The sequence below is a fragment of the Bilophila wadsworthia ATCC 49260 genome (genome assembly GCF_000701705.1).
GTDB lineage: Bacteria > Desulfobacterota > Desulfovibrionia > Desulfovibrionales > Desulfovibrionaceae > Bilophila > Bilophila wadsworthia.
Genome location: NZ_JNJP01000035.1, coordinates 1 through 23,857 on the forward strand (window position 1 = coordinate 1; position 23,857 = coordinate 23,857).

A 23,857-nucleotide genomic window follows, 5' to 3' on the forward strand; every position below is an offset into this window, starting at 1 on the left:
GGGGTGGGGTTTGGGGAGGGGGGAGGGAACCTTTCTGAAGAAAGGTTCCCTCCCCCCTCCCCGATTATTCTACCCCAACCCGTTAACGGGCTTCATACTTCCCGTCGGGGAGCAGGGTGATCTGGCCGGCCTTGTTCAGAGGCACGCCGATCCACGTCATGGTTTCGCCGGCCTTGTTGGTGACTTTGACGTCCCAGGCTTCGGCCTTTTCGGTACGGCTGACTTCAACGTCCACCTTGTCGCCGTTGGGGAGGGTTTCCTGCTTCAGCAGGTTTTCTTCCCAGTCGTTGGCATTGGTGGGAGAGAGGTACAGCGTATAAATATCATACTGAGCACCGTTGAAAATGTTGATCTTCTTGTCCATGGCAAGAGCATGCCCGGCCATGCCGAGCGAAGCGACGAGCGCAAGAGCGACGATGAGACGTTTCATGGCGTTTCTCCTCTTCCTCCGGGCAGGTTGTACCGACCGCTTCCTGAAAAGGCCCGCAGTCCCGGACTCTGCTGCGGCCCTCGGACACAGGAACGTAATCTATACGTTCAGGGTACGATGAGGAGAAAATGATGCCATGATAATCAATAGGTTGCCGGAATGATTCTACTCCACGCCTACTTTGGGGCAAAACGGAGCCATCTCGCATTCGTCGCACAGGGGCTTCCGCGCATCACAGACATGGCGGCCGAACCAGACCATCCGGTGGTTGACCTTGCCCCATTCGGATTGCGGGAACAGTTTGACCAGATCCTTTTCGATGTCCACGGGATCGGTATGCTTGGTGAGCCCGAGGCGCCCGGAGATGCGCTTGACGTGCGTGTCCACGGCAAGGCCCTCGTTGATGCCGAATCCGCCCCACAGGACCACGTTGGCCGTCTTGCGGGCCACGCCGGGCAGTTTGATGAGGTCCTTCATGGTGTTGGGCGTTTCGCCGTTGAATTCCTTCACGACGAGCTGCGCGGCGGCGATGAGGTGTTTCGCTTTGCTGTGATAGAACCCGACGGAGTGGATGACTTCCTCGAGCTCGGGGATGGTGGCTTGGGCGAGGGCCGCCGGATCGGGCCAGCGGCGGAAGAGTTCGGGCGTGACCTGGTTCACGCGCTTGTCCGTGCATTGGGCGGCGAGCACCGTAGCGACGAGCAGTTCCCACGGGCTTTCGGCCATAAGATGGGTTTCGAGATCGGGATAGCGTTCGGCGAGCAGTTCAAGGACTTTTGCAGCCCGTTGTTTGTCTGTCATGGTCGTTTCCTTCATTCGGGGTGGCGCGCCGTGGAGCGCGGCAACGCGTCCCGGACGGATATTCCGCCCGGAACGCCGGAAACAAACCATAAGATCGGGAGGCCGAAAAGCCAAGCGGTGGGGCCGATGCCGGGGCCGGTGAGTGAAGAGACCTCCCGCCCATGCGGAAGCGCTGTTCACTCACCGGATGCTTACATAAGCGTTTCGATTTCGTCGAATTCGGGAGAGACGAAAATGACCGGCTCCGGGCCCTGTTCCATAGGGGCCTGCATGGTGGGCTCTTCGGTTTCACAAAGGGGTTCGCACACTTCAACGAGGGTTTCCAGTTCGTCGAATTCGGGCGAAGTGTAGGTAACGGTATCCAGCCTGCACCGCGTGCCGCCCTTGACCATGACATCGGAAACAATGCTTCCATAGGCAGACATGGCTCTCCTCCAGAGAAAAGGGTTATAAAACAGTTACCTCTATATTTTTGATAGTCCCCCGCACCGGGGGCGTCAACCTGTTCTGTTCAACCAAACAACAAAAAAAAGCCCTTTTTCTCAAAAAGGCCCGTGCTTGGGGCTGGGCGGCTCGATTGCCAGAACGGTACGAAACGGCTATCGTTTCGACCCAACGCACTGTGAAGGGAGGGAATATGGCGCTTCTCGTCTACATGACGGCGGCTTCGGCGGACGAGGCGGAACGCATCGCCGGGGATTTGGTGGAAAGCCGCCTTGCGGCCTGCGTGAACGTCATGGCCCCGATCCGCTCGATATACTCGTGGAAGGGAGAGCTTTGCCGTTCCGAAGAGATCCCCTTCATCGCCAAGACGGACGACGATCGTTTTGAAGCGCTGGCCGCCCGTGTGCGTGCCTTGCACAGTTATGAAACCCCCTGCATCGTAGCCCTGCCCGTGGCCCGGGGGGATGCGGATTTTCTCGCTTGGATCACCGAATCAACACATCCGGAGGAATGATGTCCATTTATGTCGCCGGCTCGCTGGCTTTCGACCGTATCATGTCCTTTAACGGCGCGTTCGCCGACCACATCCTCGCCGATAAGCTGCATATTTTGAATGTAAGCTTCCTCATCGACGGGCTGGTGGAAAAGCGCGGCGGCTGCGCGGGGAACATCGCCTATACGCTGGCGTTGATGGGCGAAAAGCCGCTTATCCTCGCCACGGCGGGCAAGAATTTTTCCGAATACGGCGCGTTCCTCGAATCGAAGGGGATTTCTCTTGAAGGCGTCCGCGTCATGAAGGACGAATTCACCGCGAGCTGCACGCTGATCACCGACAAGAACAACAACCAGATCAACGGATTCCACCCCGCCGCGATGGGGTTCCCGTGCGAGTACGCGTTCCCGCATCCCGACGCTTCCGCCGACTGGGGCATCGTATCCCCCGGCAACCTCGACGACATGAAGGCGCTTCCCCGCTTGTTCCGCGAAAAGGGCATCCGGTACATCTACGATCCCGGCCAGCAGATCCCGGCGCTTTCCGGGGACGATCTGCTCGACGCCATCACGGGTTCGGCCCTGCTTGTGACCAACGACTATGAGCTGGAGATGATCAGCAAGGCCACGCAGCGCACCCGCGCCGAACTGCGCGCCCTGACCGGCGGCGTGATCACCACGCTCGGCGAACAGGGCTCGGTCATCGACAACGGCGAGCGGGGGAGCGTGGGCATCGCCGCGCCCAAAACCGTGGCCGACCCCACCGGCGCGGGCGATTCGTTCCGCTCCGGCCTGCTCAAGGGCCTCCTGCACGGACTTGACGTGCCCGCTTCCGCCCGGCTCGGCGCGACGTGCGCCAGCTACTGCATCGAGCATCAGGGCACGCAGGAGCATGTGTTTACCTATGAGGATTTCGCCGCCCGCCATCGCGCCGCGTTCCACGAGGAACCGGGCGTGAAGTGGTAAGGCAGCAGAGGGAAGAGCCTTTCCGAACGGCGGAGAGGCTTGCTCCCGTGTGTCCCGCAACGCCTTCCCCTGACGCTTTTGGGGCGTGAGTGGCAATACCGCACCGGCGGGGCCCTCTGCGGCGTTTGGAAACAGGCGGTTTGCCTGACGGCGAAGCGGCATAATCCGTTTCGGCATTTCTGAGTGGAGACAGCAGATGTTCAAAATCATCATTCCCATTTTGGTCATCGCGTTGGCGGCCTTTGTCGGCATGAACGCCAAAAGCGGGCTTATCCGGGGCGTGGCCGACGGTATGCTGGTATCGCCCGCCCGTCCCGCCGTGGCCGTGAAGCCCGCCGCCGATTTTGCCTCCGTCGACGCCCGGCGCGTAGATCTTTCGCCTTCGGTGCAGAACAGTATGCTCCAGGCGACATCGGTACAGGCCGTGTATGCCCTGTACAACCATGAGGGCCCGCAGGCCGCTCCGGCGCATCTTGCAGCGCTCCTGGCGGTTTCCCAGAACGACGAGACGTGGCCCGTGGAACCGGAGCTCGGTTTTCCCGCGATCAGGCACAAGAAGCAGGATATCGACGGTTTTTCCGGATTTGCGGACACCTATGTTTTAGACGCGAAGGATGACCCGTGGGCTTCCGACGAGCCGGCACAGTGGGAGAACGGCAGCCTTGTCCGCCGCTTTACCTTTATACTCTGGTTCTACAAGGCCAAGCTCATCGTCGAGTACCGCGAGCCCCTCCCCGCGCCCTCCGATATGCCGCTTGAGGACAATATCCCCCTGCTGACGGCCTTTGAGGCCCGGGCGCTGGAATCCTTCCGCCTGCTGAACGGCGATCCCAAAAACGGCGGCGTGGAGCTCCCACGGCCCAAGGAAAAGCTCCCTTATCCGCCCGCGGGCATCAACCGGCAGGCGCTCACCGATTTTATCGGCACGCTCTGGGATATGAAGAAATAGGAGGCCGCCTCATGCCTTACGTCAATATCAGGGTGACGCGGGAAAACGGCACGCCGACCGCCGAGCAGAAAGCGGAACTCATCAAAGGGGCGACGGAACTGCTTGTGCGCGTCTTGGGGAAAAATCCGACTACCACGGTCGTCGTCATCGACGAGGTGGATACGGACAACTGGGGCGTGGGCGGCGAAACGGTTACCCGGAGGCGTCGGCAAGGGAAGTAGCCTGCCTCCCACAGGGGCTGGAACTGGATGATTCCTGACAAGTAGCCCAAGCATAGTGGGCCGACGGGCAGGGCGTGGAAAAGCGGCAGTGCTCGATCTGGAAGATCTGGAATGACCGAGATACAAAAAAAGACTCTTATTGGATGCGTATGTGCCGTGTCATGCGAAATCCTTTTTGGCCTTAGTTATTTATTTACAAAGAAAATAACATCAGACGTCGATGCCGTAACATTATTGGGGTGGCGCTTTTTATTGGCGTTCATCATGATGAATGTTTTATTGATTGCAGGATATATAGATATAAACATAAAGAAAAAACACTTGCCATCTTTGCTAAAGATAGCCGTTCTCCAACCAATAGCCTATTTTACATGTGAGACGTTTGGGATACAGATGACGACGGCTTCAGAGAGTGGATCTATAATTGCTTGTATTCCAATAGCATCGCTCGTTGCATCAATTCTTTTTTTACAGAAAAAACCAACAAGGTTTCAAACTTCCGGTATTTGCTTAACAGTAGTTGGAGTGATTGTTTGTGTAACGGCAAAAGGATTTGAGTCTTCTTTCAACGGGATTGGCTATATAATGCTATGTATGGCCGTATTATCTTATAGTTTATACTGCGTTTCTGCTGAAAAAGCGGATAAAACAACAAGTATTGAAAAGACATACGTCATGATCGCGTGTGGAGCCTGCTTTTTTGCTACTATGGCGATAGCAAGAAGTATAGCTGCAGGTACTGTCGTTGATTTGTTTATGTTGCCATTTCAAAATACGGTTTTCCTGTTTTCCATTCTTTATCTTGGGATCGCATCTTCTGTTCTATCTTTTGTATTGTTTAATATATCAATATCATCTATTGGAACGAACAAAGCCTCATCGTTTGTAGGCATATCAACAGCTGTATCTGTATTGGCTGGAGTTTTTATACTCGATGAAAAATTTTCAGCTATGCAATGTTATGGAACGCTCATAATACTACTCGGCGTCTATATAGCAAATATGAAAAGCAGATTTTTTTGGCGTTAGCGTTTTTTACCTTTGTGAAGGCATACACGCGAGAAAACGGTTTCGCATCGGGCACGTCCGGTGCGAAACCGTTTTTTACAAGGAACAGCGTTTCTTGTGAAGCGCTCCTACCAGCGGCGGAACCGGCGCGGTTCAGGCGGGAACGCACGGGAGCCGCAGCCTTGGCGAAGCATTTTTTCGGCGATGGCGGGAGCGTTGCGGACAGGCCCGCTGTCGAACCCGTGGGTCCGGGCCGCGGTAAAAAGCCCTTCAAGCAGCAGGCAATAGGTATCGGCAAGCTGGTCGGGGTCGGAAGCTTCCGCCTTGACCAGCTGGTTCCGCACGTCCGCCCGCAAGGAAGCCCGCTGTTCGCGCACGCGCACGCAGATGTGATGCTCCGGGTCGGTATAATCGGTCATCAGGTGCATGAACACGTTGCCGCTGTATCCGGGCTGGGAAACCAGTTCGTAAATGGACTGGAAAAACGCCAGAAGCTGCCGGGCGGATTCATTGGGATATTGATCCTGCGCCTGATCCCAAATCCGCCGGAATGCGGCTTCCCACTGGTCCATGCAGGCCATGACCAGTTCTTCCTTGGAAGGGAAGCAGCGGTAAAGTGTCATTTTTTTGATGCCTGCGGCCTGTGCGATGGCGTCGACGCTTACGGCCTGAACACCGCTTTGGCGGAACATCTGTTCCGCGATGCCGAGAACCCGTTCGCGGGTAACGGCGAGAGGCGTGCGCTGGCGGCGTTCTGTGGCGGGAGTGGCGGGGGCAATCCCTTTTGTTTCCATGACTTCTCCTATACGACGACTCCGGCGGAAGGCTTGCCGGTGTTGCAGAGGACGTCGCCGGACGCGGCCCGGAAACGTTGTTTTCCGGGCCGCGTCATGGGCGGTTACAGGACTTTTTTCTTTGTCCAGCCATGTTCCGTGGCCGCGTTTTCGGCTGCGGAGCCGCCGAGGACGCATACCGTCCCGGCTTTGGCCGCTTCAGCCATGACGTCGGCGAATTCCGTGAAGTGGCGGCGGGTCGTGCCGAGTATTTCCTCACGCATCTGCTGGCGCAGATCGTCGCGGTCGTCCGTCAGGTGGCGGGACAGCGACGCGGCTCCCCGTGCGTCGGGCAGGAGATAGGTGTCGAGATCTCCGATGGCCCCCACGATGGCAAGCGTCAGGTCGCGGTCGGAAAGATCCAGCTTCCGCAGGTAATCGGCGGTCGCGTCGTAGGTGGCGAGGGTCTTTTCGACATTGGGATCGCGGTAGGAGACCAGCGCCAATGAGCCGCTCATGCGATCGAGCGCGCAGAACGCGCCGTATGCGCCGCCCTGCACGCGGACCTGATCCCACAGCCAGCCCATGCGCAGATGCCGGGTGATGACGTGTGCGGAACCGTGCCACGTATAGCCGAGATCATAGATGTTGCAACCCTTCCCGACGTAGTTGACCTGTGCGGGCACGATAAGGGCTTCGTTGGCCGCGGCCCTGAGCGGCTCGCGTTCCAGCGGCACGGAGAAAGCCGTGGGCAGGGCGCGGCCGAGCGCGGCGGCGTAAGGCTGTACCGCGGCGAGGGTGCCCGCGTCGGCGGTGAGGTTGAGGATGGCGTCCTGACGGTTCAGGATGAGGCCGCGCAGGATTTCGAGATCCGCGCGCACGCTGTCCCAGTCGCTGACCACGCGCTCGGACAGGGCCCGGATGGCTTCAAGGTAGGTGATGCCGCCGATGGCTTCGCTGATCTGCCCGGCAAGGCTGTAGGCCGCGCGCAGGCGGGCGATGACCGTGCCGTGCCCGGCGGGGATGAGCGACTGCTCGAGGCGGGCGCGTTCCTCCAGCACCATCTGGGTGAAACGCTGCGGGTTGTCGAAGTTGGTGTCGGTGAGGACTTCGGCCATGAGCGAGAACAGGTCGTCGGCCTTGTCCGCCGTGGCCTTGCCGCCGAGGCAGAGCTTGGCGACGGGCATCCGGGTGCCGCGCATGGTGGCGACGAGGGGCGCGGCGTCCATGCCGCCGGTCTTGGAGGCCAGCAGGGTGCCGAGTTCCACGAAATCGCGCTTGGAAGTGCCCATTTCCGTGAGGCTGCGGCCCATGAGCGGGACGAGGGGCAGGAGTTCGGTGGGCACGGCGTCCAGCGGGAAGAGGATTTCCGCATACAGGATGCCGGACGTGTCGATGTCATGGGCGAGGATGGCCAGATCGCCCGCCTTGCCTTCTTCCTTGGGCAGGATCACGTTTTCGCGGGGCAGATCCGCGAGGGTCAGGCTCGGGATGGCGGCGAGGGCTTCGGGGCTGTCCGGGGCCTGCTGGCTGGCGCGCAGGGCTTCGGTGCAGGCCACGATTTCCTTGTGGTCTTCGTCGGAAAGGGCGTCGTAGATGCGCTGGAGCTTGGCGGCTTCGGCGGCTTCGCGCTCGGCGGCGAGGCCGGAGTCCGGGGTCAGGATGACCGTGGAGCGGTGCTCGTTGTCGAGGAACCAGCGCTTGATGGCGCCTTCAAAGACCTTTTCGCCGGAAGCGAGGCGGGCCTTGAGGGCGGCGAGGGGCTTCTCCCAGGCCAGCGGGGCGATGGGGTCGCCGTCGTACAGCCACGTGGCGAGGCTGCGGATCATGGCGGCGAGGCCGCGCGGGAACCGGCCCGAATTATTTTCGCGCAGGTCGAATTCCACGCTGTTCACGGCGGCTTCCACGGCTGCGGCGGGGATGCCGTTCTCCGCGAGCTCGGCCAGCGTTTCCATGATCAGCATTTCCACGTCCTCGGCGGTGCCGGGCGTGATGGAGCGCAGGCCCACGGAGAAGAACGTCTGGCGCAGATCCGTTTCAAGGCCGCCGCCGGTGAGGTCTTCGCCGAGGCCGGATTCGATCAGCGCCTTGCGCAGGGGCGAACCGGGCAGGCCGAGGAGGATGTGCTCCAGCATTTCCAGCACGAGGAGTTCGCCCGTGTCGGCGGTTTCGCACGTCAGCCAGTTGAGGGTCACATGCCCCTTGTCGCCGTCTTCGCCGGAGGCATAGGGGAATTCAAGCTGGCGGGGCACGTCGAGGCGCGGCTGGAGCGGCACGGCGCTGTCGGTCTCGCGGGCCGTGAAGCGCGACAGGTACGGCTCAAGCAGCGCGAAACGCTGTTCTTCGGGGTCGTCGCCCCAGAAGAAAAAGCGGGTGTTGGACGGGTGGTAGTGCGACTCGTGGAACGACTTGAAGGCCTTGTAGGTAAGCTGGGGGATGACTTCGGGGTTGCCGCCGGAGTCGAGGCCGTAGGTCATGTCCGGGAACAGGGACTGCTGCGAGTGCTCCGCCAGCACGGAATCCGGCGAGGAGTACACGCCCTTCATTTCGTTGAAGACCACGCCTTTGTAGCGGAGCGGGCCCGCCGGGCTGTCGGCTTCGATGTGCCAGCCTTCCTGCTGGAAGCAGTTCTCGTCGATGCGGGGGAAGAACACGGCGTCGAGGTAGACGTCGACGAGGTTGTAGAAATCCTGAAGGTTGGCGCTGGCGACCGGGTAGCAGGTCTTGTCCGGGAAGGTGAAGGCGTTGAGGAAGGTCTGGAGCGACCCCTTGAGCAGTTCGACGAAGGGTTCTTTCACCGGGTATTTTTCCGAGCCGCAGAGGACGGAGTGTTCAAGGATATGGGCTACGCCGGTGGAGTCTTTCGGGGGGGTGCGGAACGTCGCGCCGAAGCACTTGTTCTCGTCGTTGTTGACTATGGAGAGCAGTTCCGCTCCGGTGGCGTCGTGCCGCCACAGTTTGACGGTGCCGGAAACTTCGGAAAGCCTTTCCTCGCGCACGAGGCTAAAGCCGCGGGTATTCATTTGGGTCTCCTTATATTGCATGAAAGGCTCGGGGAAAGGGCTCGCCGCGCGGGCGCGCATTTTCCTTCCGGGCCTCCCTTCTCCGGCGGGTTTACCCCGGAGCGTTACAGTCCGTTCACATGGGCGGCCATAGCCGCCCGCCGCCATTACGAGAAAGAATAACGCAATGGTATTTCCCTGAATGACATCGACCCGTGGACTGGTCAAGAGGGGATTAGCAATGTTCTCACTCAAAGAACCTTTATTCTTTTTAGCACAAGTCGGAGAAACTGTTACCGGATGGCAGGGGGCTCCCAAGAACGGGTACCCCTTGGAACCATAAGGTATGTCCTTTTCCATTGCTATCATTTCTTATCTCCAGCGCTCTTGATCGGATGGAAAGATGGTCGGCCGGGGCCCTGCGGGGATACGAGAAGCGGGCCGGAAATGCTTTCCCGGCCCGCTACGGAGAGACTGTCATCAATATGAATTGAAAAAGTAAGGATGGCTTGCCCTTTTGCCCGCCGTCCCTTCGATTGGCGCTCTATCCCTTTCCCATGAGCTTTTGGGCCAGACGTTCGGCGAGTTCGGCGTCTTCCTGCGGTTTTCTGCCGCTGATGCCGACGCCGCCGATGCAGCGCCCGGTTTCGTCGAATACGGGCACGCCTCCGGGCAGCGTGGAGAAGCCCGGATCGCAGAAGTCCGCGATGGAGAGGTTTTCCCGGACGAGGCGATCGTGGAACGCCTGCGTGGTCAATTCCATGCGCATGGCGGTGTATGCCTTGCTCTGGGCGATGGCTCCGGCGCGCTCGGGGGTGCCGTCCAGGCTGAGGAAGGCGGCGAGCTTGCCCGTGCGGTTGACGATGGCGACGCAGACGGGGGCGCCTCCGGCTGCTTCGGATTCGAGCCGATCCAGCACGTCCATCACGGCGCGGAACGGAATGGCGTTGTTCATGGGAACGTTTCCTTGGTTAGTGTTCCATGTACTCGATCAAGTCCCGTACCTGGAGGACGGGCATATCGTGCAGTTGGGAGAAGGCCATGATCTCGGGGAGCCGGGCCATCGTGCCGTCGGGATTGGTCAGTTCGCACAGGACGCCGTAGGGCGGCAGCCCCGCAAGGCGCATGAGATCCACGCTGGCTTCGGTGTGCCCGGCGCGCTCGCGCACGCCGCCGGATCTCGCGCACAGGGGGAACACGTGGCCGGGGTGGTTCAAGTCGCCGGGGACGGCATCGTCGGCGATGGCTGTGCGGATGGTCTTCACGCGGTCGGCGGCGGAGACGCCGGTGGTGACGCCCTCGGCGGCCTCAATGGAAATGGTGAAGGCCGTGCGGTTCTTGCATGTGTTGTTTGCGACCATTTGAGGCAGGTCGAGCTGGCGGACCTTGTCTTCCGGCAGGCAGAGACAGACGATGCCGCTGCATTCGCGGATGAGCAGGGCCATCTGCTCGTGGGTGATGGAGGCGGCGGAGAAGATGATGTCGCCTTCGTTTTCTCGGTCCTCGTCGTCCACGACAAGGACGCCCCGGCCTTTGCGGACGGCGGCGACGGCGGCTTCTACGCGCTCATTGCGGGTGGTGGTGAACTGATGCTGGCTCATAGTGCTCTCCAACGTGTCGGATGTGCAGCATCAGGGCGACAGACAGGAGCGCCACGGCATAACGCCGCAGCCCGGGAGCTGTGCATGTTGAGGCTCTCGCGGCGCGTGAATGCGCCGGCTGTCCATTTCTCTTTCATCCGGACTGTTACCGTCGGCTCCGGCTTCCCACCGGATCTGCTGACCCCTCCACGCGGAGGGCGCTCGCGGGCTCTCCCCGAATCGGGGAATACCGCCGGTGGGGACTTTCACCCCGCCCTGAGAATAGCCGGAGTGTAGGCAGGTCGACCGGGCCTGTCAATCATCTCCGGCGGCGGATGCTGGCAGGGACAGTTTTCCGGAAACGTCATTATTTTTGTACACAGGAATTGACACGAATGAATACAGCATTATCTCTTGGTTACAAAAGTTATCCACAGGAGGTTGTTGTTATGGAAACTACTCGTAATGCTGGTTCGTGTTGCGGTCATCATGGCGCCACTTCCGCCCCTGCTCACCGCACAGCCGCCCCCGCCCCGCAGGGCTATACCCCGGTGGATCAGCTCCACAATGAAATCGACAGGCTTTTTGGCGACTTTTTCGGCGGATTCTTCTCGCCGTGGAGGGCGTTCTCCGGCATGGCCCCCCGGTCCGCCGACAATGCTCCCGATATGCTGATCCCCCATATGGATTTGTCCGTGACCGATACGGCGTACAAAGCCACGGTTGAACTCCCCGGCGTGGCGCAGGATCAGGTCAATATCGAAGTCCGCGACAACATGCTGATTGTCGAGGGCGAAAAGAAAAACGAAACCGAAGACAAGGACGAAAAGAAGGGCTATTACCGGATGGAGCGCTCATACGGCTCGTTCCGCCGCGTGCTCTCCCTGCCCGAGGACGTCGAAACCGACAAGATCACCGCGACCCACAAGGATGGCGTGTTGAGCATCGAGATTCCCCGCAAGGAACCCGAAAAGCCCGCCGCCCGCAAGATTGAGGTCGTGAAAGGCGAATAGCTGATACGCTTTGGGAGGGCCTCCTTCCGGATGCCCTCCCAAACCTTCCCCCGTGAACCTCTTGAGAAAACGTGTAAGGAGGCATTTCGGAGTCGTTTTTTCCAGATTTTGCGTCCGCTGGCACTTGCCATCCGAACGTGAAAACGGCCCACGATGTCATGTTGCGGTTCACCTCGCCCTTGCGTTCCTCCGCCGGGGCAATTGCGGAAACCGGGAATGCTGGTCATTCCCGGTTTTTCGTTGCCCGGCTTTTTCCTACATCCGGCGGATTGCCCCTCCCTTCGCACCGGGAAAGGCCGCAAGCGGGGATTCGATAAGCGTGAAAGTCTTGGGAGGGAGAGGGGGAGGTTTGGAGGGGGAGAGGGAACCTTTCTGAAGAAAGGTTCCCTCTCCCCCTCCAAGCCTTCTCATCCTTCCCCTTTCATTCGCCTTGACGATACGGGCGGAAAAAAGGAAACTTCCTCCTTTACAACCATAGAAGGAACTTGCCATGTCTCCCATCCCCATGCGTTCATTGGTCCGGGGCTTCAAGCCCTACACGGCAGGGCTCTCCATCGACGAGATCCGCGAGAAGTACGGCATCGAACGGGTCATCAAGCTCGCCAGCAATGAAAACCCTCTCGGAACCTCTCCGCTGGTCCAGCATACGCTGGAAACGCATGTCGGACTGGCATTCCGCTATCCGCAGGCCGGAAACCCCCGCCTTGTGAAGGCCATCGCCGCCCATCACGGTGTGTTGCCCTCCCGCGTCATCGTGGGCGACGGCTCCGATGAAGTCATCGACCTGCTGTTCCGCATTTGCGTCGAGCCGGGCGTGAACAATGCGGTCGCCTTCATGCCCTGCTTCGGCATCTATACGACGCAGGCCGCCCTGTGCGGCGTGGAGCTGCGCCAGACCCCGGTGAACGCCGACTTCTCGTTCCCGTGGGACAACCTGCTCAAGCTGGTGGACGACAAGACGTCGCTCGTGTTCGTCACCACGCCCGACAACCCGTCCGGGTACACGCCTCCGGTGGCGGAACTCGAAACGCTGGCGAAGGCGCTGCCCGACACCTGCCTGCTCGTGCTGGACGAAGCCTACATGGACTTCACCGACGACGAGGCGGATTACTCGCTGGCGAAGCGGCTGGACGAATTCCCCAATGTGATCATTTCGCGCACGTTCTCCAAGAGCTTCGGCATGGCCGGGCTCCGCCTCGGCTACGCCATCGTGCCCGAGGAGCTTGCCGATCACTATTGGCGGGTGCGCCTGCCTTTCTCGGTGAACCTGATGGCTGAAGAGGCCGGGATCGCCGCGCTGCAAGACGTGGCGTTCCACGACGAGACCGTGCGGGTGGTCCGCGAGGGCCGCGCGTGGCTCACCGGTGAGCTCACGAAGCTCGGATGCCGCGTGTTTCCTTCCCAGTCGAACTTCCTCATGTTCGAGCTTCCGGCGGACGGCCCCAACGCCGCTTCCCTGTTTGAAGATCTGTTGCGGCGCGGGATCATCCTGCGTCCGCTGACCAGCTACGGCCTGCCCCGGAACCTCCGCGTCTCCGTGGGGACGGCTGAAGAAAATACTATGCTTATCAATGCAATGCGGGAACTGCTGTAATCATGAAGTGTCTGCCTATCATCACATTGGACGGCCCCGCCGGGGTCGGCAAATCCACTCTCGCCAAGCGCCTCGCCACCATTCTCGGGATTCCCTATCTGGATACCGGCGCCATGTTCCGCACCATAGCCCTGCGCCTCGGGCCGGGCGCGGAAGCGTTGCCGGAAGACGAATTGCGGGCGCGCTGCAATGCCTTCCGCTTCAAGCTGCAGGGCGGCGGGGAACATTCCGTATTGCTGTGCAACGGTGTGCCCGTGGGCCCCGAAATCCGTACCGAAGAAGTCGGGCGGCTCGCTTCGCGCCTCGCCACGTCCACGGTGGTCCGCGATTGCCTGAAAGAAGCGCAGCGGTCGCTCGGGGAGTCCGGTCTCGTCGCCGAAGGCCGCGACATGGGGACCGTGGTGTTCCCCACGGCGCGGTTCAAGTTCTTCCTTGACGCGCGGCCGGAAGTGCGCGGAATGCGCCGTTTTGAGGAGTTGCAGGCCAAGGGCGAGCCCGCCGATCTCGCGCAGATCACCGAAATGATCCGCCAACGCGACGACATGGACCGCAACCGGGCCGTTGCGCCTCTCAAGCCTGCCGCCGATGCCGTGATCGTCGATACCTCGGATCTCGGCATTGAAGGCGTCCTGAAGGTGCTGACGGATACGGTCGCGGCCTCCTCGGAGCGTATCGTGCGGGAAGTGCGCTATTGCCCGAAAGATGCCGCCGAAGACGCCGTTTCCGGGATGCGCGACGCCGCGTTTTCCCACATGGCCGGGGACGGTTCCATCAGTATGGTGGATGTGGGGAGCAAGAATATCACCAGGCGCGTCGCTATCGTGCGCGGGGCTGTGGAGATGAACGCCCATACGCTCGGCCTGCTCAAGGAGCACGCCCTGCCCAAGGGCGACGTGCTGGTCACGGCGCAGGTCGCCGGGATTATGGCGGCGAAGCGGACTTCGGAGCTCATCCCGTTGTGCCATCCCGTGCCGCTGAGTTTTGTGGACGTGCGTTTTGAGATTCAGGATGAGCCGCCCGCCGTGCTGATCGAATCCGAAGCCCGGACGAGCGACCGCACCGGGGTGGAGATGGAAGCCATCATCGCCGCTCAGGTCGCTGCTGCAACCATTTACGACATGTGCAAGGCCGTTCAGAAGGATATGGTTATCCGCGACGTGCGGCTTGTGCACAAATCCGGGGGGCGCACGGGCACGTTCGAGCGCCGCGAGTCCTCCGGGGAGCGGACCTGATCATGCTGGCTTATCCGAACATCAGCCCGGTCGCCCTGAGCCTTGGCCCCGTGCAGGTCCACTGGTACGGGCTTATGTATCTGTTCGCCTTTCTGGCCGGATGGGGGCTGGCGCGTTGGCGCGCGTCCCGTCCCGCGTGGATTGCGGCGGGCTGGAATGGGCAGAAGGTCGATGATCTGTTGACGTGGATCATGCTCGGCGTGGTGGCGGGCGGACGCCTCGGGTATGTGCTGTTTTACGATTTGCCCGTGTACCTCGATCAGCCGTCCGAGATTTTCAAGATCTGGAACGGCGGCATGTCGTTTCACGGCGGCCTCATCGGCGTATTGCTGATGGGCTGGTGGTGGAGCCGCCGCAACAAGAAGAAGTTCATGGACGTGGTGGACTTCGTCGCTCCTCTCGTTCCGCCGGGACTCTTCTTTGGGCGCATCGGGAATTTCATCAACGGCGAGCTTTGGGGCGGGGTTACGGATGGCCCCTTGGGGATGGTGTTTCCTACGGGCGGCCCGCTGCCGCGCCATCCTTCGCAGTTGTACGAGGCCGGGCTTGAAGGTCTGGTCATGTTCGTCGTCCTGTGGGTCTATTCGTCCAGGATCCGTCCTACCGGGCGCGTTTCCGGCCTGTTCGCGGTGTTGTACGGCGTGTTCCGTTTTGCCGTGGAGTTTGTCCGCCAGCCAGATCCCCAGCTCGGCTATCTGGCTTTCGGCTGGCTCACGATGGGGCAGCTTTTGTGTGTTCCTTTGCTTATCGCGGGGCTCTGGCTGTTGTTCAGGCCTGTGAAATAATGAGGCATTGGGGAGGGGAAGGGGAACCTTTCTCCAGAAAGGTTCCCCTTCCCAAGCCTCTCCCTTTCCCCTCCCAAGACTTTCGCGTTTATTGAATCCCTGTTGGCCGGATTTCCCGCCGATGGGATGCCGGGCGTTCTCTTTTGGGGAAGGGCGTTTTTTCAGGGGAGCGGGGCTGTTTTGGCTGGATGGCGGAATATGGAGAAAGGGCTTGTGGAGCCGCCCTGCGCTGTTGACAAGGGAGGCTGTTTCAGGGCACTGTAACGGGTCATTGAATCCAACGCCTTTTGCAGAGGTGTGGACATACATCAAGGATTTTTTTGAGGAGGCTCCATGGCGAAAGAAGATGCCATTGAAGTTGACGGCGTGGTCCAGGAAGCGTTGCCGAACGCGATGTTTCTTGTTGAGCTTGAAAACGGGCACACGGTGCTCGCCCACATTTCCGGCAAGATGCGCAAGTTTTATATCCGCATCCTGCCCGGCGACCGGGTCAAGGTGGAACTTTCCCCCTACGATTTGACCCGTGGGCGGATCACCTACCGTATGAAGTAGTCCCGTCCGGCGTTGATTTCCCTTCCCCGTGGTATGTTGTACCGCGGGGTTTTTGTGTTTGACGCGTAACGGGGAAGATATGGAAGACAGAGAGATCCGTAAAGTTCTGGACGTGCTGGATAATGCGGGCATCCGTTACCGCATGGTTTCGCATGATCCCGTGTATACCATCGAAGAAATGGAGCGCCTGCATCTTGATGCGGATGCCGAGATCGCCAAGAATCTTTTTCTGCGCGATGCGCGGGGCAAGCGCCATTTCCTTGTTGTCCTGTGCAGCTGTAAGACTGTGGATCTCAAGGAGCTGCGGGGGCAACTCGGAACGAGCGCCCTGTCCTTTGCCTCGGAAGATCGGCTGAAACGCTTTCTGGGGTTGGAAAAAGGGGCCGTGACGCCCTTGGGAATCCTGAATGACGAGGCCCGCGCCGTGGAAGTGCTCTTTGACCGCGATCTCGCCGGGCTCCCTTCACTCGGCGTCCATCCCAACCGCAACACCGCCACCGTCTTCCTGGCGTTCTCCGATCTGGAATCCCTGATCCGCAGCCACGGCAATTCCGTTTCCTTCGTGGCCATCTGAACCTCGGACAACTTCGTTTTCCGCCTTTGCCAGCTTCTCTCTTGGTTCAGAGGTTGTCCTTTCGCACGCTTTCCCCTCAATCCGAAAAAGGCGCCTCAATGGGGCTGGTTCCTCCCTGCTCGGGAAAGGTTCTCCTTCCCCGGATGCTCTCTCTCTCTCTCTCTCTCTTACATGCTTGAAGGGAGGAAGGAACACGGTTCCCTCCCCCCTTCAACAATTCCTTCTTCCTCAGACGACTATTCGGCGGACTCTTCCCCTTCCTGAAGGAAGAGTTCGATGCGGTCGCTGCCCGGAGCGATGCGGATATCCGCGCTCAGTTCCTTGCAGGCGGCTTGCGCTTCATTCTGCTCTTTCTTGGCATCCTTTTCGCGGCATTCGGGCGAATCGGGTTCGAAATGCGTGTCATAGGGATCGGCGTTCGGAACCGTCAGCTGGGCAAGCATGTTCCGGATGGCTTCTTTGCGGACGGCGGGATCGGGGCTGAGGATCGGATCATCCATATACACGGGGCCGTCGTCGCCGAGCGCCACGTGTTTGTATGCCCTGCCGGACAGCGCGGAAAACAGTTTCTCCAACGCCCCTTCGCTGAGCGGCGTGGTCAGGGACAAACCTATGATGTTGGTTTCCGCATCCTTGTAAAGGGAGATGATCCCGTGCCAGACGACCCCGTCGCTGACCATCGCGGTCTTGATCGAGAAGTTCTGGCTGTCGTTGTAGCTTTCCCGGCGCAGCGGGATGCCGTACATGAGGCACTCCTGTTCGCTCATGCCGCCTTTGAAGGTATCGAGCAGCCGCCCGATGGGGACGACTTCCGGAGGGTTCCGGTCGGGATCGCGTTCAAGATCGCGGTCCTTTTCCTCGCCATCGGCGATGAACAGCGGCTCGGCCTTCCGGTAGACCTCAAGCGTGGGGTCGGGCATACAGCTCGTGTCGAGCAGATCCTCCCCTTGGAGCTCCTGCTTGATCGGAAAACTCAGGAGATAGTCGCCCATGTCCGCTTCAAGAAAGAAGCAAGGGTCTTCGGGCAGCGTGACGGCGGCTTTCTGCTCCATGTCCAGATGCCCGGTGAGCTTCCGCTCGATCCAGTGCTGTTGGGGGTCCTGACACCAAAGGGAAAAGCCTTCGACGGGATAGTCCATATGGTTGGCAATCGTCGCGGCGGACGCCGCAGTCCCCCCCGCCATGAAGACGGCCAGCGTGAGCAGCGCAATGAACCGGAAGCGTTTGCGCACGCCGCTTTCTACGCGTCCCGGATCGCATGGGAGGCCCGCCGGGGAGACGCGGCGGACGCCGGGCATGTAAGGCAAGTTCATGGAACCTCCTACAAATGGAAAGGGTTCTTTCTCCGAATACATGCAGCCTGTATACCATAAATGCAAGCAGGAACTGAAATCGTTTTTTATCTTTTTGTATCAAGAGATTAGCGTAATTGAATCTCTACTTGCGCCGTTCCGCTCCGCACGTCGGGGAGGCCGCCCTTGGAGGCGATGTTCACGCGTTTTCCCAACCCTGGCCCGTGCTTCAGGAGAAAGGCGCGCACTTCTTCCGCGCGGCTGCGGGCCAGCGCTTCCAGGTCCGCTTGCGTTACGGTTTCAAGCGCTTGCAGCTTCTGCTCCATGATGTCCGGCTCCTCATTGCCTTTGGCTTTACGCCCGGCGGGGGAGGCCTTGTAAACGTGCAGCAGGAAGCGTTCGTACTCGCCGGATGACAACTTTGTGGCGCCAACGGGGTTGGCTGCCCGCTGTTTGGCGGGCAGGGCGGCGTACTGCCGGGCCTGCACCTTGCGGAGGACCCGCAGGCGTTTCAGGCCGCGCGTGTCGCTGGCTGGCTCATACATGCCGATGAGTTCGATTTTGACGCGAGGGCGCTCTTCAAGCGCTTTGGCGATGCGCTTGAGGCGCCCTTGGGCGGCGGGGTTGATGCGGGTGTCGCCGGGAGGGAAGGCGATGACCTGAAGCGCTGGATCGCCCGGCGTCACGAGCCCGATGATGCCGCCGAGCAGCGCGAAGGGTGAGGTCACGACCTTGGTGAACAGCCCGCCGAGCGCCTTGCCCACCAGCCCGCCGACCTGCAGCGCGGCGTCGTCGAGCCTCCCGGAAATGGGGAGATCCAGCGCGATGTTGCCGCGCAGATCTTCCAGCAGGGCAAAGCCGAGGGAGACGGGGTAGTCCGGCGCGCCGGGCCGTGTGTCCTTGGGGCCGAGCACGGGCTTTTCCAGCCGGATATGGTTGTCGAGAGAGAATGTCCAGCCGGACGTGGCGAAGGCGCTTTCAAGATCAAGGCGCCCCTGCACGACGGGATACCCCAGATAGGCCCGCGTATAGGCGGAATAGCGGGCGAGATCCACGCCTTTGGCGGTGAAGGTCAGTTTGGCCGCCGGAGGGGTGGAGAACGGATTGCAGGAGCCGGACAGCGTAATGGGCGCGCCCCCGATCTGTCCGGTCAAGACGATGTCGGACAAGCCACCGGATGAGGAAAGGCCGCTGACCGTCGCATTGATATCCTGAACGGCGGAGACGGAGCCGTGGGCCTGATCCCGGAACAGCAGGGCGGCGTCTTGAAGCCTCAGGGACGCCACGGAAAAACGGAAGGGGGAGGAGGGCTCTTGGCCCGTCTGTTTTTTCGGGACGCACTCCAGGATGTCCAGCGTCTTGTCGGCATTGAGGGCCACGTCCATGCGCAGGAGGTCCAGCAGCATTTCCTTGGCCTCGAAGCTTGAGGAAGCCGAAGAAAAGCGGAACGTGTCCGCGGAAAGGCGGCGGAGCACGGCATACACTTTCTCGGTACGGGCGTCCTTGAGCCGGAGGTCGCGCACGGTAAGGGAGCCCGAAGCCTGTATGCCGAGGTCTTTCCCCTTTTCCTCTGTGATCGTGGCGTCGAGGTTCGCGGAGAGCCTGCCGGACGGGGAGAGGTTTGTGGAGGCGCGCAGGGGCGGACCGAGCCATTCGAGGGGCAGATCCGCAGCGTCCATGCTGGCGGAGAAGCGCAGGGGGACGGGGCGCAATGTCCCTTTGAGGTTCAGTCTGTCGGACGATGTCCCACGGGCGCGCAGGATCAAACTGATGGTATCGGCCAGGTCGCCGGAAAGAGGCCCGGTTTCCAGATCGAGGCTGGAGATGAGCTTTTCGGCTTTCCCTGCGGCGACATGCTCCAGCCTGCCCCCGGTGATGCGGAAACCGCCGGCCTTGAGCTTCCAGTCGGAGAGGAAGGCTTTTGCGGCGTCCGGCAGGGCGGCGGTGAACATCCCCTCGGGGAGGCGTGTTTTGAGGGCGGGAGCGGGGTTGGCTGCGGACGGCTTTGCGCCGGGGATTGCCAGCCCCATGCCGCCTGAAGAGGTCACGCGCACTTCGGGGGCTTCGACGGACAGGGTTTTGACCGAGGCGGAACGGGCTTGTGTGTCAAAATGCAGGCCATTGAAGGTGAGCGCCCGTATCCGGACGGCGGGCGAACCGGCGTCTTTCCCGGCCTTGCGGTCGGCGGCGGAAAGGCTGTTGCCGCGCCCGAAGGACAGTGCGCTCACCGAGGCTTCGGCACCGGTGACGGCGAGGGAGGTTGCTGAGGCAGGGGCGGCGGGCGTTTGGGGCGTTTTTCCGTCAGAACCGAAGCGGACGCCGCCCTTAATCGCAATGCGCCCCAGAATGTCGTTGAGGGGCGTTTCCCCAAGCAGGGGGCGGAGCACGATGAGCGGCAGGTCGTCCACCCACAGGGAGGCGTTGAGGCTCGGGGGGGTGAGCGTGCCTTCGCCGTCCACCGCGAGCACTCCTTCCGTGCTGATGCCGAAGGAGAGGCGCATGGCCGTGCGCGCGCCGGGGCGGGTCGAGTATTCCGCGATGCGTCCGTCCACGCCGGTGATCTCGATCTGCTGCGTATCCGCAAGGCTGGCGTCGACCCATGTGAAATCGGAGTTCCTGAGGATGAGGTCCGCGCCTTCCACCACGAACGGCGTTTCGGGCGAAAGGTTTTCTGGGTTCGCGTCCGTCCCGCTCAGCCAGTCCACCCAGTCGATGCGCCCGGCCTTGTCGCGGCCGACGCGCAGGTACAGGCCGTCGAGTTCCATCTCGTCCAGACGGATGCGCCGCTCGGACAGCGTAAAATCTTTCAGGGCGGCCTGCCCCCGGCGGAGCCTGCCCACAATGGTCCCTTCCGGGGTGGCGATTTCCGCATCCTCGACCTTGACCGTGCCGGACAGGCTGCTCTCCACCCGCCCCAGATGCGGCTGCGACAGGGTGAAGAGCATGTCGAGCGCCACCGTGCCGCTGTTCAGGTTCAGGGGCGTGAAATCGGACAGGTAGCGTTTGAAATGCTCCATGTGCAGCGGAGCCGTGTGGATGGCGAAGGTGGTGCGGAGCGTTTCGGCATCGGGCTCGGTGCGGCCTTCCACGTCGATGCGCGTGCCGTTGACCAGCGCGGAGAGCGTGGGCGCAAACGGGAGGTCCGCCGAGCGCAGGAGCGGGACATGAAAGTTCACGTCGCTGACCGTGTGGACCATGCCGACAGGGCCGTCGCGGAGCAGGATGGTCCCGCCTTTCAGATCAAGATCGCTCAGGGCGAAAAGCGGGGCATCAGGAGCGGTATCGGCCCCGCTCGGCGCGGGCAGCAGTTTTGAGAAGGAAAACAACCCATTGCCGAGATAGGTGATGTCGAGTACCGGATTGTATACGCGGAGGGCGGCCTGAATGGGGGCGGCGTCCGCGAAAAGCCGGAGGCGTGGCCGGATGTCCAGCCGTTCGATGGTCAGCAACGCGCCGTCGGGCGTTCCCGTCTCTTCAAGGTAGGGGACACGGACGCCGCGCACGGCAATGCCGAGGGTAAACGGGTTGACCGAAAGGGATTCGATGGTGACGGGGGCGTTGACGGCCTCCGAGAGCTGGCTTTCCACGACGCCGCGCAGCACCGTGGGCGGCAGGGAAACGGCAAGGGCGGTCCACAGGGCGCAGAGGAGGCCGATTCCGAAAAGACAGGCACGCCAGCCTTTGGCTGAACGCCGTCCTCGGGTTCGGGCCTTCTCCTCCTCGGCTTGTGCGGAAACGGGAGGAAGCGGAGGGGCTTTTTTGACGGCGCGGCGTTTCCTGCGCCGCTTGCGTTGCTTGGAAGCCATGCGCGTTTCCTGTGTCGGGTAGCAAAAAAGCCTTTCACATCCCGGATGCGGTCATGAAAGGCTCCCGTTGCCCGCCGGAGCGGCTCCGGCGGGCGTAAGGGGACGGCTCCCCAGAGTCGATCCGGTTAGCGGCGGTCGCCCATGAGGCGGAGCAGCATCAGGAACAGGTTGATGAAGTCGAGGTAGAGGGTCAGCGCGCCGAGCAGAGCGCCGCGGCGGATGGCTGTGGCGTCGTCGAGCGGGGCGTTTTCGCCGAAGGCGCGGATCTTTTGGGTGTCGTAAGCGGTCAGGCCGGTGAAGATGACCACGCCGAGGGCGCTGATCACGAAGGTCATGGCCGAGCTCTGGAGGAAAATATTGACGATCATGGCGATGATCAGCCCGAACAGGCCCATCATCATGAAGCTACCCATGCCGGTGAGATCACGTTTGGTGACGGTGCCGTAGATGCTCATTCCGCCGAACATGGCCGCGCAGGTGACGAACGTGGACATGACGGAAGCGCCCGTATACACAAGCAGTACCGAGGACAGGAACGCGCCCATCAGTGCGCTGTAGACGACGAAGAGAGCGGTGGCGGCAAACGCGGACAGCCGGGAGATCATGCCGCTCAGGACCAGCGGCATGGCGAACACGGCGATGGCGAGGATGATCAGGCCGAAGGTGTTGCCGAAGATGGCGGACAGAAGAGCCGGGGAGGACGCGACGAAAAAGGCGGTCCCCGCCGTGACAAGCAGGCCGACCGTCATCCACTGGTACACATGGCGCATGAAGACGGATGCGACGCTGATACTGGTTGACCGAGTGGAATCGCGCAAGCTTTCCATTGAATAAAACCTCCGTAAAAAATGGGGGTAAGAGAACTCTGAAATACCTTTTGGGATAATAGTCATTAAAAGGCTATGGCGCAAGTGCCCGGCATTGCAACCTCAGCGGATTTCCTGCCGGTACTGGAGCGACTGGCGCAGGGTTTCGCGGTCCATGAACTTCACTTCCGCTCCGAGCGGGATGCCCTGCGCGAGCCGGGTGACGGTCACGCCGGGGAAGCGGCGGTTGACGAGGCTCCTGACGAGCGCGCCCGTGGTTTCCGCTTCAACGGTGGCGCCGAGGGCGAGCACGACTTCACGCACCTGCCCTTCTTCCAGACGCTTGGTGAGCCGATCGAGCTCGAGGCTTTCGGCGCTCAGGTTATCGAGCGGAGCCAGCAGGCCGCCCAGAATAAGGTAGCGGCCCTTGTAGAACGCGCCTTCTTCCAGCGTGAGCATACTGTCCCATTCCGCGACCACGCACAGCAGCGAGTCGTCGCGTTCCTTGTCCGAACAGACGTTGCAGGGATCGGTTTCCGTCAATGCCCCGCAGCGGGAGCACAGCCGCAGGTTGTCGCGCAGGTCGTGGATGCCCTTGCCGAGCCGCCGCGTTTCGGCTTCCGGCCACTTGAGCAGCGTCATGGCCACGCGCATGGCCGATTTGGGCCCAAGGCCGGGCAGCCGCGCCAGCTGCTCCACGAGCGCCTTCAGCGGTTCAGGGATTCTGTGGTCCATACTTCCTCGTTTGGGTGGACAGAAAATTGGGGGAGGGGGAATCTTTCTTCAGAAAGGCTCCCAGCGTTGCTGTCGATGCCCGTAAGCCTCGGAGACGCGTCAACGGGTACGGCCCGTTCGGGGGGCGCCATCCGGTCGTCCTCCCCTCCCCAAAACCTCCCCCTCTCCTTCCCAAAACTTTTGACGTTATCGAATCCCTGTTCCGGGTATTGCTTCGGGAACGGGGACTCGTTCGGGGAAGAAGGGAGTGGGGATGGGGGAAAGGCCGCCCTCAGGGACGCGACAACCCGCCATCCACGGTTGGACGACGGGCGACTGGCAGCCCACCGGGGGCAAAACGCATGTCCTTCGCCCCTCCCCGTCCCAAAAACGCAAAAGCCTTGGGAAGGAGGGGAGGTGGGGAGGGTGAGGAGGAAGCCTTTCTTCAGAAAGGTGCCTCCTCACCTTCCCCAATATCCTTAAATGATGCCGGGCAGCTTGATGCCGCCGGTGATGGCGCTGACTTCGCGGTCCATCGTGGCGCGTCCGATACGGACGGCTTCGTTGACGGCGGTCAGGACGAGATCCTGAAGCATTTCCACATCGCCGCCTTCGAGGGCTTTGGGATCGATGGTGATGGACACGATGTCCTGCTTACAGGTGGCGACGACTTTGACCATGCCGCCCCCGCTGGAGGCTTCAACGGTACGTTCGGCCATTTCCTGCTGCATCTTGGCGATTTTGTTCTGCATGACGCCGGCTTGGCGTACAAGATCATTCATGTTGCGCATTACGGTCTCCTTGAAAGGATCGGTTGAGGAGA

23 protein-coding genes, 1 pseudogene and 1 riboswitch are annotated in these 23,857 nt (G+C 61.1%); of the genes and pseudogenes, 12 read left to right on the forward strand and 12 right to left on the reverse strand.

Annotated elements, in window-relative coordinates; translation table 11 throughout:
• Window positions 1-82: 82 nt before the first annotated feature.
• From T370_RS0112470 to T370_RS0112480, 3 genes are all read right to left on the reverse strand, one after another.
• Window positions 83-430: a hypothetical protein gene (locus tag T370_RS0112470; RefSeq protein WP_005028279.1), complete on the reverse strand. Its 348-nt coding sequence runs from the start codon at window positions 428-430 to the stop codon at window positions 83-85.
• 165 nt (window positions 431-595) lie between these two features.
• A complete protein-coding gene (gene nth, locus T370_RS0112475) occupies window positions 596-1,231 on the reverse strand; it encodes an endonuclease III (RefSeq protein WP_016360680.1) in 636 nt (211 codons plus the stop codon).
• A 191-nt stretch (window positions 1,232-1,422) separates the two neighbouring features.
• Window positions 1,423-1,656, reverse strand: coding sequence for a hypothetical protein (locus T370_RS0112480; RefSeq protein WP_009380382.1), 234 nt, complete (start codon window positions 1,654-1,656; stop codon window positions 1,423-1,425).
• Window positions 1,657-1,868: 212 nt separating this feature from the next.
• On the opposite strand from T370_RS0112480, the gene cutA reads away from it, so the two are divergent.
• The 5 genes from cutA (at window position 1,869) to T370_RS24380 (ending at window position 5,332) form a co-directional block, all read left to right on the forward strand.
• The gene (gene cutA / locus T370_RS0112485; protein WP_029435913.1) at window positions 1,869-2,189 is read left to right on the forward strand and encodes a divalent-cation tolerance protein CutA; all 321 of its coding nucleotides are present in this window, start codon (window positions 1,869-1,871) and stop codon (window positions 2,187-2,189) included.
• Window positions 2,189-3,133 (forward strand): carbohydrate kinase family protein, encoded by a 945-nt coding sequence (locus T370_RS0112490; protein ID WP_005028283.1) that lies wholly within the window; start codon window positions 2,189-2,191, stop codon window positions 3,131-3,133. The genes cutA and T370_RS0112490 overlap by 1 nt, the downstream gene beginning before the upstream one ends.
• Window positions 3,134-3,329: 196 nt before the next feature.
• On the forward strand, window positions 3,330-4,082 hold the full coding sequence (locus tag T370_RS0112495; RefSeq protein WP_005028284.1) for a DUF4851 domain-containing protein: 753 nt from the start codon (window positions 3,330-3,332) through the stop codon (window positions 4,080-4,082).
• Window positions 4,083-4,093: 11 nt separating this feature from the next.
• Window positions 4,094-4,303, forward strand: coding sequence for a tautomerase family protein (locus T370_RS0112500; RefSeq protein WP_029435914.1), 210 nt, complete (start codon window positions 4,094-4,096; stop codon window positions 4,301-4,303).
• 111 nt (window positions 4,304-4,414) lie between these two features.
• A complete protein-coding gene (locus T370_RS24380) occupies window positions 4,415-5,332 on the forward strand; it encodes a DMT family transporter (protein ID WP_081847549.1) in 918 nt (305 codons plus the stop codon).
• A 107-nt stretch (window positions 5,333-5,439) separates the two neighbouring features.
• Here the strand turns inward: T370_RS24380 and T370_RS0112505 are convergent, their stop codons facing one another.
• The 4 genes from T370_RS0112505 to ribB form a co-directional block, all read right to left on the reverse strand.
• On the reverse strand, window positions 5,440-6,105 hold the full coding sequence (locus T370_RS0112505; protein WP_029435915.1) for a TetR/AcrR family transcriptional regulator: 666 nt from the start codon (window positions 6,103-6,105) through the stop codon (window positions 5,440-5,442).
• A 104-nt stretch (window positions 6,106-6,209) separates the two neighbouring features.
• Entirely contained in the window at window positions 6,210-9,107 is a 2,898-nt protein-coding gene (locus T370_RS0112515) for an insulinase family protein (RefSeq protein WP_029435916.1), read from the reverse strand.
• A gap of 523 nt (window positions 9,108-9,630) precedes the next feature.
• The gene (locus tag T370_RS0112520; RefSeq protein WP_029435917.1) at window positions 9,631-10,041 is read right to left on the reverse strand and encodes a GlcG/HbpS family heme-binding protein; all 411 of its coding nucleotides are present in this window, start codon (window positions 10,039-10,041) and stop codon (window positions 9,631-9,633) included.
• Between the two features lie 16 nt (window positions 10,042-10,057).
• A complete protein-coding gene (gene ribB / locus T370_RS0112525) occupies window positions 10,058-10,687 on the reverse strand; it encodes a 3,4-dihydroxy-2-butanone-4-phosphate synthase (RefSeq protein WP_029435918.1) in 630 nt (209 codons plus the stop codon).
• A gap of 121 nt (window positions 10,688-10,808) precedes the next feature.
• Window positions 10,809-10,954: riboswitch (FMN riboswitch) on the reverse strand.
• Window positions 10,955-11,115: 161 nt separating this feature from the next.
• Here ribB and T370_RS0112530 point away from each other — a divergent pair.
• From T370_RS0112530 to T370_RS0112555, 7 genes and pseudogenes are all read left to right on the forward strand, one after another.
• Complete coding sequence (locus T370_RS0112530) at window positions 11,116-11,679, forward strand: Hsp20/alpha crystallin family protein (RefSeq protein WP_009380393.1); 564 nt, start codon at window positions 11,116-11,118, stop codon at window positions 11,677-11,679.
• 490 nt (window positions 11,680-12,169) lie between these two features.
• A complete protein-coding gene (gene hisC / locus T370_RS0112535; RefSeq protein WP_029435919.1) occupies window positions 12,170-13,273 on the forward strand; it encodes a histidinol-phosphate transaminase in 1,104 nt (367 codons plus the stop codon).
• Window positions 13,274-13,275: 2 nt separating this feature from the next.
• Window positions 13,276-13,914, forward strand: a pseudogene (gene cmk / locus T370_RS25980) ((d)CMP kinase); the annotation flags it as partial.
• A gap of 87 nt (window positions 13,915-14,001) precedes the next feature.
• A complete protein-coding gene (gene moaC / locus T370_RS25985) occupies window positions 14,002-14,505 on the forward strand; it encodes a cyclic pyranopterin monophosphate synthase MoaC (protein WP_227328005.1) in 504 nt (167 codons plus the stop codon).
• A gap of 2 nt (window positions 14,506-14,507) precedes the next feature.
• Window positions 14,508-15,290, forward strand: a complete 783-nt coding sequence (gene lgt / locus T370_RS0112545; protein ID WP_029435921.1) for a prolipoprotein diacylglyceryl transferase — start codon at window positions 14,508-14,510, stop codon at window positions 15,288-15,290.
• A 333-nt stretch (window positions 15,291-15,623) separates the two neighbouring features.
• Window positions 15,624-15,842 (forward strand): translation initiation factor IF-1, encoded by a 219-nt coding sequence (gene infA, locus T370_RS0112550; RefSeq protein WP_005028298.1) that lies wholly within the window; start codon window positions 15,624-15,626, stop codon window positions 15,840-15,842.
• A 79-nt stretch (window positions 15,843-15,921) separates the two neighbouring features.
• The gene (locus T370_RS0112555) at window positions 15,922-16,416 is read left to right on the forward strand and encodes a prolyl-tRNA synthetase associated domain-containing protein (RefSeq protein ID WP_029435922.1); all 495 of its coding nucleotides are present in this window, start codon (window positions 15,922-15,924) and stop codon (window positions 16,414-16,416) included.
• A gap of 236 nt (window positions 16,417-16,652) precedes the next feature.
• Here the strand turns inward: T370_RS0112555 and T370_RS0112560 are convergent, their stop codons facing one another.
• The 5 genes from T370_RS0112560 to T370_RS0112580 form a co-directional block, all read right to left on the reverse strand.
• Entirely contained in the window at window positions 16,653-17,729 is a 1,077-nt protein-coding gene (locus T370_RS0112560) for a hypothetical protein (RefSeq protein ID WP_029435923.1), read from the reverse strand.
• A 107-nt stretch (window positions 17,730-17,836) separates the two neighbouring features.
• Window positions 17,837-21,514 (reverse strand): DUF748 domain-containing protein, encoded by a 3,678-nt coding sequence (locus T370_RS0112565; protein ID WP_029435924.1) that lies wholly within the window; start codon window positions 21,512-21,514, stop codon window positions 17,837-17,839.
• Window positions 21,515-21,639: 125 nt separating this feature from the next.
• Complete coding sequence (locus tag T370_RS0112570) at window positions 21,640-22,341, reverse strand: Bax inhibitor-1/YccA family protein (protein WP_005028303.1); 702 nt, start codon at window positions 22,339-22,341, stop codon at window positions 21,640-21,642.
• A gap of 102 nt (window positions 22,342-22,443) precedes the next feature.
• Window positions 22,444-23,055 (reverse strand): recombination mediator RecR, encoded by a 612-nt coding sequence (gene recR / locus T370_RS0112575; RefSeq protein WP_005028305.1) that lies wholly within the window; start codon window positions 23,053-23,055, stop codon window positions 22,444-22,446.
• Window positions 23,056-23,513: 458 nt separating this feature from the next.
• Window positions 23,514-23,825 (reverse strand): YbaB/EbfC family nucleoid-associated protein, encoded by a 312-nt coding sequence (locus tag T370_RS0112580; RefSeq protein WP_005028306.1) that lies wholly within the window; start codon window positions 23,823-23,825, stop codon window positions 23,514-23,516.
• Between the last annotated feature and the right edge of the window lie 32 nt (window positions 23,826-23,857).